10 protein-coding genes are annotated in these 8,442 nt (G+C 60.7%); 6 read left to right on the plus strand and 4 right to left on the minus strand.

Annotation, left to right across the window (positions count from 1 at the left end):
* Positions 1-22: 22 nt before the first annotated feature.
* From rpmH to yihA, 5 genes are all read left to right on the plus strand, one after another.
* Positions 23-160 carry a 50S ribosomal protein L34 gene (gene rpmH, locus VL202_RS08465; RefSeq protein ID WP_037104763.1) on the plus strand — a complete coding sequence of 46 codons (138 nt, stop codon included), beginning with the start codon at positions 23-25 and terminating at the stop codon, positions 158-160.
* Between the two features lie 135 nt (positions 161-295).
* Positions 296-691: a ribonuclease P protein component gene (gene rnpA / locus VL202_RS08470; protein WP_325463688.1), complete on the plus strand. Its 396-nt coding sequence runs from the start codon at positions 296-298 to the stop codon at positions 689-691.
* Complete coding sequence (gene yidC / locus VL202_RS08475) at positions 681-2,456, plus strand: membrane protein insertase YidC (RefSeq protein WP_325463689.1); 1,776 nt, start codon at positions 681-683, stop codon at positions 2,454-2,456. The genes rnpA and yidC overlap by 11 nt, the downstream gene beginning before the upstream one ends.
* 280 nt (positions 2,457-2,736) lie before the next feature.
* Positions 2,737-3,651 carry a DMT family transporter gene (locus VL202_RS08480; protein ID WP_325463690.1) on the plus strand — a complete coding sequence of 305 codons (915 nt, stop codon included), beginning with the start codon at positions 2,737-2,739 and terminating at the stop codon, positions 3,649-3,651.
* An 83-nt stretch (positions 3,652-3,734) separates the two neighbouring features.
* Positions 3,735-4,388 carry a ribosome biogenesis GTP-binding protein YihA/YsxC gene (yihA, locus tag VL202_RS08485; RefSeq protein ID WP_325463691.1) on the plus strand — a complete coding sequence of 218 codons (654 nt, stop codon included), beginning with the start codon at positions 3,735-3,737 and terminating at the stop codon, positions 4,386-4,388.
* An 18-nt stretch (positions 4,389-4,406) separates the two neighbouring features.
* Here the strand turns inward: yihA and msrB are convergent, their stop codons facing one another.
* The 4 genes from msrB to VL202_RS08505 form a co-directional block, all read right to left on the minus strand.
* Entirely contained in the window at positions 4,407-4,898 is a 492-nt protein-coding gene (gene msrB / locus VL202_RS08490; protein ID WP_325463692.1) for a peptide-methionine (R)-S-oxide reductase MsrB, read from the minus strand.
* Between the two features lie 233 nt (positions 4,899-5,131).
* The gene (locus tag VL202_RS08495) at positions 5,132-5,689 is read right to left on the minus strand and encodes a fasciclin domain-containing protein (protein ID WP_325463693.1); all 558 of its coding nucleotides are present in this window, start codon (positions 5,687-5,689) and stop codon (positions 5,132-5,134) included.
* 240 nt (positions 5,690-5,929) lie between these two features.
* On the minus strand, positions 5,930-6,658 hold the full coding sequence (locus tag VL202_RS08500; protein ID WP_325463694.1) for an anti-sigma factor: 729 nt from the start codon (positions 6,656-6,658) through the stop codon (positions 5,930-5,932).
* Positions 6,655-7,194, minus strand: coding sequence for a sigma-70 family RNA polymerase sigma factor (locus VL202_RS08505; protein WP_325463695.1), 540 nt, complete (start codon positions 7,192-7,194; stop codon positions 6,655-6,657). Before VL202_RS08505 ends, VL202_RS08500 begins: the two co-directional genes overlap by 4 nt.
* A gap of 185 nt (positions 7,195-7,379) precedes the next feature.
* Here VL202_RS08505 and argB point away from each other — a divergent pair, with 185 nt between their 5' ends.
* Positions 7,380-8,267 carry an acetylglutamate kinase gene (gene argB, locus VL202_RS08510; RefSeq protein ID WP_325463696.1) on the plus strand — a complete coding sequence of 296 codons (888 nt, stop codon included), beginning with the start codon at positions 7,380-7,382 and terminating at the stop codon, positions 8,265-8,267.
* Positions 8,268-8,442: the final 175 nt, after the last annotated feature.

An 8,442-nucleotide genomic window follows, 5' to 3' on the forward strand; every position in this document is an offset into this window, starting at 1 on the left:
GCACACCGCGGTATTAAAATAAATGACGAAGCGTACCTATCAACCGTCCAAGCTTGTTCGCAAGCGCCGTCACGGCTTCCGTGCACGTATCGCCACCAAGGGTGGCCGCAAGGTTATCGTTGCCCGCCGGGCACGTGGCCGTAAGCGTCTGTCGGCTTAAGGCCGTCTGGCGCGTGCCGCGTCTTCGCGCAGTAATCTTCGCGAAACCTGTACGCGCAGCCTCATGGCGCCGGAGCATCCTTAAATCGTCCCTGTGGACGTCGGATGCTCCTGCTCCAGGAAGGAGCGCGGGGGAATGACATCACCCAAGCATAAATCGACTGTCGGGCGGCTGAAAAGCCGGCCGCAGTTTCTTGCCGTTCGCAAGGGAGAGCAGCGGAAAGGCCCGCTGATCCTGCTTGAAGTTCTTGATCGCGGCGAACCGGAGACCGGGCCACGCGTCGGTTTCACCGTCACCAAGAAGCATGGCAATGCCGTCGAGCGTAACCGGATGCGCCGCCGCCTCAAGGAGGCCGTGCGGCTTTCCGCCGGATTTGCAATGACGCCCGGACATGACTATGTGGTTGTCGCCAGACGCGACGTTTTGAGCGCTCCCTTCGCACGGATCAAAAAGATCCTCGGCGAGCGCATCGAAAACAAGCAAAAAAATTCACGGCCCCCGGCCGCTCCAGGAAAGAATGATGGAAAATAACCGCAACTACTTCGTGGCGATCGCCCTGTCGGTGTTCATTCTGATTGGCTGGCAGTTTCTCTACGTCAATCCGAAGATCGAGAAAGACCGCATAGCGACCGAAGCCCAGCAGACGACCACTGCCGACGGCACGCCTGCCGCATCCGGCCAGGTCCAGCCCACGGCCAATGGTGCAGTGCCCGGCGCTGTCGAGACCCGCGATCAGGCGGTCGCGAAGTCTGCCCGCGTGATTATCGACACGGCGGCGCTCAGCGGTTCGATCAACCTGACCGGCGGCCGCTTCGACGACCTGAAGCTGAAGGAATATCACGAGACCGTCGATGACAAGAGCCCGCTCATCACGCTCTTCAGCCCCTCCGACACACAGGACGGCTATTTCACCGAACTTGGCTTCATCGGCACCGACGCCACCGGCACGATGCCAGGCCCACAAACCGTGTGGACGCTCGCCGGCGGTGACAAGCTGACCGCGTCGACACCGGTAACGCTCAGCTACACCAACGAGAAGGGTGTTGTCTTCACCCGCACGATTTCGGTCGATGAGCATTTCATGTTCCAGGTGACGGACAGCATCAAGAACGGTAGCGCGGTGCCGGTTTCGCTCTCCTCCTACGGCCGTGTCACCCGCTTCAACCAGCCTGCTGTCGCCAGCACATACGTTTTGCATGAGGGCTTCATCGGCGTCATCGGCGAACACGGCCTGCAGGAAGTCAAGTACAGCAAGGTCGAGAACGACGTGCCGATCTTGCCCGGCACGGCGACGACCGGCTGGCTCGGCATTACCGACAAGTACTGGGCGGCAGCTATCGTTCCGCCGCAGGATAAGCCCTATGAAACGCGCTTTGCACATTTCACCGACGGACGAGCCCGCTTCCAGGCGGACTACAAGCAGGATGCGTTGACGATCGCTCCCGGCCAGTCCGCCGATGTCAAGAATATGATCTTTGCCGGCGCCAAGCAGGTGCCGCTGATCTCGGGCTATGAGCAGACCTATTCGATCCCGCAGTTCAACCTGTTGATCGACTGGGGCTGGTTCTGGTTCATCACCAAGCCGATGTTCAAACTGATGGATTTCTTCTTCCGTTATTTTGAAAACTTCGGCGTCGCCATCCTGGCCACCACCGTCGTCGTCAAGGCGCTGTTCTTCCCGCTTGCCTCGAAGCAGTACGCCTCGATGGCGAACATGAAGAAGGTTCAGCCGAAGATGGAGGAACTGAAGAAGAAGCACGGCGACGACCGCATGGCGCTGCAGCAGGGCATGATGGCCCTCTACAAGGAAGAAAAGATCAATCCGATCGCCGGCTGCTGGCCGATCCTCTTCCAGATCCCGGTGTTCTTCGCGCTCTACAAGGTGATCTATGTAACCATCGAAATGCGCCACGCGCCGTTCTTCGGCTGGATCCAGGACCTGTCCGCTCCGGACCCGACTTCGCTGTTCAACCTGTTCGGCCTCCTGCCCTACGACGTCCCGCATGCGCTGATGATCGGCGTCTGGCCGCTGGTCATGGGCATCACCATGTTCCTGCAGATGCGCATGAACCCGACCCCGCCGGATCCGACGCAGGCAATGCTGTTCACCTGGATGCCGCTGGTCTTCACCTTCATGCTGTCCAGCTTCCCGGCCGGCCTGGTCATCTACTGGGCCTGGAACAACACGCTGTCGATCGCCCAGCAGGCCTTCATCATGAAGCGTCACGGCGCCAAGATCGAACTGTTCGACAATCTCAAGGGATTGTTCGCCAAGAAACCCAAACCGGCCAAATAGGCCGGACGGACCTTCGACATTATTACAAGGCCCCGGATGATCATCCGGGGCCTTTGTCGTTCGGGAGGCATCTTGATCGGGTGGCCCGGGTGCGGTCTCTTCCCGAGACGACGCAGCTACGGCATATTTAAAGTGCTACACCGACCTCTGCGCGTCATATTTGGCGCGCGGCGCTGCAAGCTAGAGCGCGGGGGATTTGCGACAGGCATTTGTCGCGAATCTCTGCGCCCGTTTTCGAGATCACCCCTACACTTGCCTGACCGCAACCCGGATGCCCGCCATGTCGCAACCCGCCGCCCTGCCGCAAGCCCCGAGCATGGGACAACAGAGTTCCCCGCAAGGTGTCGTGCTCGTGCTCGGCTCGGCCACCGCCTGGAGCTTCGGCGGCACACTGGCGCGCTTTCTCGACATCAGCGACAGCTGGACGGTGGTCTTCTGGCGTTCGTTGTTCGCCGCCCTGTTCCTGATCGGCTTCATGCTGCTGCGGGACGGGCCGCGCGGCACGGTCCGGCTGTTCCGCGGCATGGGCCTGCCGGGCATCGCCGTCGGCCTCTGCTTTGCCACCGCATCGACCTCGTTCATCCTGGCGCTGGCCTATACCACGGTTGCCAATGTCATGCTCATCCAGGCCGGCGTGCCGCTGATTGCCGCGCTGATCGGTTGGCTGGTGTTTCGCGAGCGCATCTCGATGCTCACCTGGATCGCCATCGCGGCTGTTATCGGCGGCGTCGCCATCATGGTCTCGGATTCCTTTGGCGGCGGCGGCTCCTGGATCGGCGATGCACTTGCCGTGCTGATCGCCTTTGTCTTCGCGCTCGCCACCATCATCACCCGACGTTATGCCCATGTCCGCATGACGCCGGCAACCTGCTTCGGCACCATCGTCGCCGGCGGACTGGCGGCGGCCATGGCATCCGGCTTTGCCGTCACGCTGCCCGAACTCGGTATTCTCGTTGCTTTCGGCGCGCTGAACTTCGGCCTGGGCCTTGCCCTCTTCGTCACCGGTGCCCGGCTGATCCCGTCAGCGCTTGCCGCCCTGCTCGGCACGGCAGAGACCGTGCTCGCCCCGCTCTGGGTGGCGCTGATCCATGGCGAGATTCCGAGCGTCAACACGGTGATCGGTGGCACCGTCGTGCTGGTCGCGCTCCTCTCCTATCTTACCGTCGAATTGTGGCGGCAGCGGCGGTTGGCCTGAGAAACCCGGCGAAAGTCGCAAGTTTCCTTGACATGACGGCGCAAAACCCCGAAGTCCTCTGACAAAGCAAGGACAGGACCGCCATGACAAATGCCACGCCGCAGGACGACAAGCCCCTTTTCGGGCGGCCATGGATTTTCATCCGCGGCGTGCCGTCGATGAAATTCCTGCCGCCGGAAGGGCCGCTGGAGATCGCCTTTGCCGGTCGCTCCAATGTCGGCAAGTCGTCGCTGATCAACGGTCTCGTCGGGCAGAAGGGTCTCGCGCGCACGTCCAATACGCCGGGCCGTACCCAGGAACTCAATTATTTCGTGCCGGATGGCTATTCCGGCGACGCTGGGGACCTGCCGCCAATGGCGCTGGTGGACATGCCCGGTTATGGCTATGCCCAGGCGCCGAAGGAACATGTCGATGCCTGGACCAAGCTCGTTTTCGACTATCTGCGCGGCCGCTCGACGCTGAAGCGCGTCTATGTGCTGATCGACAGCCGCCATGGCATCAAGAGGAATGATGACGACGTCCTGGACATGTTGGACAAGGCGGCCGTCTCCTATCAGGTCGTGCTGACCAAGACCGACAAGATCAAGGATCCGGCCGTGCCGAAGCTGATCGCCGAGACGCTGGAAAAGATCAGGAAAAGACCCGCCGCCTTCCCGGACGTGCTGTCGACCTCGTCGGAAAAAGGCTTGGGCATCGAGGAACTGCGCGCCGCGATCAAGGTGGCCATTTCAACCTGACGTCGAACCCGGAAGGATTCAGGCGGCCGCTCCCGGCTTGAAGGTCATAGCCATGCCGTTGATGCAGTGACGCATGCCGGTCGGCTGCGGACCATCGTCGAAGATATGGCCGAGATGACCGCCGCAGCGGCGGCAATGGCATTCGACCCGCACCATGAACAGGGATGTGTCCTCGCGCTTGCCGATGGCATTGGGCAGCGATTCCCAGAAGCTCGGCCAGCCCGTGCCACTGTCGAACTTCGTTTCCGACGAATAGACGGGCAGGTCGCAGCCGGCGCAATGGAAGATGCCCTTGCGCTTTTCCGTGTTCAACGCGCTGGTAAAGGGCCGCTCGGTGTCCTCGTGACGCAGGATCTGGTACTGCTCCTCATTGAGGATCGCCTTCCATTCCGCGTCCGTCTTCGTCACCTCGAAGGTTTCGGCGGCGATGGATTTCGGCGCGAAACCGCGAAACATCGCTGATGTCACCAGCGCCGTGCCGGAGATCAGAAAAAAGCGGCGGGTCGTCATGATGTTCTCCCATGCAGTGAAGGCCGATGGCGCTTCGTTGACATCAAGCTAATGTTCTACTCCGCAAACGGCAAAACAATTGCCGATCAATCCCGCGTGAGCAACGGCTTGAGTGGCATGCAAAAAGGCCACCGGCGAGTGAAAGCCGGTGGCCTTCAGGCCGGAGAGGATTGATCCCCGGCCCGGAGCCGAAAATGCCAAGCTGCATCCGGCTCCCAAGCCCTTCAGGCCGATCAGGACTTTGGCAGGAGAACTTTGTCGATCACGTGGATCACGCCGTTCGACTGCTTGACGTCGGCGATCGTGACATTGGCGACGCCGCCGGTTTCGTCGGTCAGCGTGATCTTGCCGCCATCAGCCTTGGCTTTCAGGACGCAGCCGCCAACCGTCTTGACGTCATGCGTGCCGCCATCATCGGCCACCATCTTGGAAATGGCATCGGACATGGCATTGGCCGCAACCACATGGCAGGTCAGCACCTTGGTCAGCATTTCCTTGTTTTCCGGCTTCAGCAGCGTATCGACGGTGCCGGCAGGAAGAGCCGCGAAGGCGTCGTTGGTCGGTGCGAACACGGTGAACGGACCGGCGCCTGAAAGCGTCTCGACCAGGCCGGCTGCCTTGACGGCAGCGACCAGAGTCGTGTGGTCCTTCGAATTGACGGCATTTTCGACGATGGTCTTGTTGTCGTACATCGGCGCACCGCCAACCATCGGATTTTCGGCATGGGCAGCAAGAGTGCCGGCGGCCAGTATCGAAGCGACGGTGACCGTGCGCAGCATGGACTTGAACATGTCTATTCCTTCCTGTTGATCTCTTTGACCCGCAATGCGGGTTCTCCCGTTTTCTGGAATTCGCGTTCTCTGCGCAGAGGACAAATCAAGGAACGGGAGGTTTGCAAAAAGAGTTTCAGGAAAATTTCGAATTATCCAAATATCTGAAACCGTGCGTTTTTCGATGAACACACGAAAATTCCACGCAATATATTGCGCGGCATATTGGCAAGCAATGACTGAGATAATACAGGGAATGCCTTATGGCAGGCGCGTCTTTCCGACAGCGACGACAGGCCCGGTCGCCGTTCCGGTCGGCGAGCCGCCGAACGGCTCGACACTGACGGCAAGGGTGACGCCTTCGCCGAGCTTGGAGCGCAGTTCCGGCGGGATGATGACTTCGCCTTCGCCGGTCTGCGGCAGGATGCCGATCGACCGCGCCGGGTTGTCGCCTTCGATCAGCCAGAGTTCCAGCGACTTGGCCTCGGCCTGTCTCGCAGCGACGGGCGTTACTTTCAGGAGACCGCTGCCGGCATCATAGTGCGCCAACAGATTGATGGTGGCGCTGCCTTCGCCTGAAAGTTCCGCCACGAGCGGCTGTGTCTGGCTCTGCGGCGTCAGCACGCCCGAAGAGAAGGTTGCGACCGTGACAAGGGCGGCGACGGAGGCAAGCGTCAGCACGCGCCAGAGCGCGAGGGAATTCCAGAACCCCGTCGGTGCAACAGCGGCGGCAGCCTTGGAGTGCTCGGCGAACAGCCGGCGCTCGACGGTCGCCAGCACCTTTGCCGGCGGCGTGATCGGCTCGTAGGCATCGTCAAACGAGGTGAGGTTGCTCTGCCAGTGATCGACCATGGCGGCGAAGGCGCGGTCAAGCACCATGCGCGCCTCGACCTTTCGCCGGTCGTCGGCCGAGAGAACACCGAGCACATATTCGCCCGCGATCACCTGGTCGCGCCGGGAATCTCCGCTTTCGGGATTCTGTGTGGTCATCGCTCCATGCACTCTCTCAGTTTCAAAAGACTGCGGCGCAGCCATGTCCGCATCGTGTTCAGGGGCGTGCCGAACATCTCGGCGAGTTCCTGGTAGCTCAAGCCCTCGACATAGGCCTTGCGCACGGCATCGGCGCGATCGGCCTCGAGTTCGTTCATGCAATTGTCGATCCGGCGGCCTTCCGCCGTAATGATTGCGGTCCTTTCCGGATCGGGCGCAGAATCTGCCAGATCATAGGCTTCGTCAATCGTGTTTGCCACAGGCTTTCGCGCCCGGATCTGGTCGATCGCATGATTGCGCGCGATCGCCGACAGCCAGGACATCGGATTGGTCTCGCCGGTTGCGTACCGGTCGGCCCGCTGCCAGATCTTGATGTAGATTTCCTGCAAGGCCTCTTCCGCCTCCGTCCTGTCTCTCAGGATACGAACACAGATGGCAAAAAGTTTCGGGCTGGTCAGCCGGTAAAGGTCCGAGAACGCCGCCCGGTCCTTGAGGGAAACCCGGCCGATCAGTTTGGAAATGTCGTCTGTGGCCATGAATGGTTCCGGTCCTCGTCCGTCGGCGCGACCATAGAGCACAATTTGCGGGATAAAAAGGTGGCACAGAGATTAAGAAAGCGGCGCGGCGAGCGCTGTCACACCACCTTTATCTTTCAAACGGATCATTCCCTCCGCCCAAAACTTGCGCTAAACAGCAGCCGGCTATTCCAGAGGTATCTTCCATGTCCGCATCCGAAAGCGAAATCCAGGCCAATCTTCTCGCCAAGGCGCTGCCCTATATGCAGCGCTACGAGAACAAGACGATCGTCGTGAAATATGGCGGCCATGCCATGGGCAATCCCGAGCTTGGCAAGGCTTTTGCAGCGGACATCGCGCTTTTGAAGCAGTCCGGCGTCAACCCGATCGTCGTGCATGGCGGTGGCCCGCAGATCGGTGCCATGCTGACCAGGATGGGCATCGAATCGAAATTCGAAGGCGGCCTGCGCGTCACCGACCAGAAGACGGTCGAGATCGTCGAAATGGTGCTCGCCGGCTCGATCAACAAGGAAATCGTCGCGCTGATCAACCAGACCGGCGAATGGGCGATCGGGCTCTGCGGCAAGGACGGCAACATGGTCTTTGCCGAAAAGGCTAAGAAGACCATCAAGGATCCCGACAGCAATATCGAGCGTGTCCTCGACCTCGGCTTCGTCGGCGAAATCGTCGAGGTCGACCGCACGCTGCTCGACCTGCTCGCCCGCTCCGAGATGATCCCCGTCATCGCGCCCGTCGCCCCGGGCCGCGATGGTCATACCTACAACATCAATGCCGACACGTTCGCGGGCGCCATCGCCGGCGCGCTCAACGCCACGCGCCTCCTGTTCCTGACCGACGTTCCCGGCGTGCTCGACAAGAATGGTGATCTGATCAAGGAATTGTCAGTCGCCGAGGCGCACGCACTGATCAAGGGCGGCACGATTTCCGGCGGCATGATCCCCAAGGTCGAGACCTGCATCGAGGCGCTTGCCCGTGGCGTCGAAGGCGTCGTCATCCTCAACGGCAAGACCGCCCATTCGGTCCTGCTCGAGATCTTTACGGAACACGGTGCGGGAACGCTGATCGTTCCTTGATCAGGCTTCTCGGGTGCCTTTGTGGCGATTGACCAATTCGACCGCCCTGTCGAATTCGTCGAACTCCAAAGGTACCCACACAGTGGCCGCCGCCCTTCGTCTTCAAAACAGCATAAGTTGAACCGTCGGGCTGTTGTTTGATCTGTATCCACAGGAACCCGTGCCCGAATTTCGA

The sequence above is a fragment of the Pararhizobium sp. genome, from assembly GCF_035497515.1.
GTDB lineage: Bacteria > Pseudomonadota > Alphaproteobacteria > Rhizobiales > Rhizobiaceae > Pararhizobium.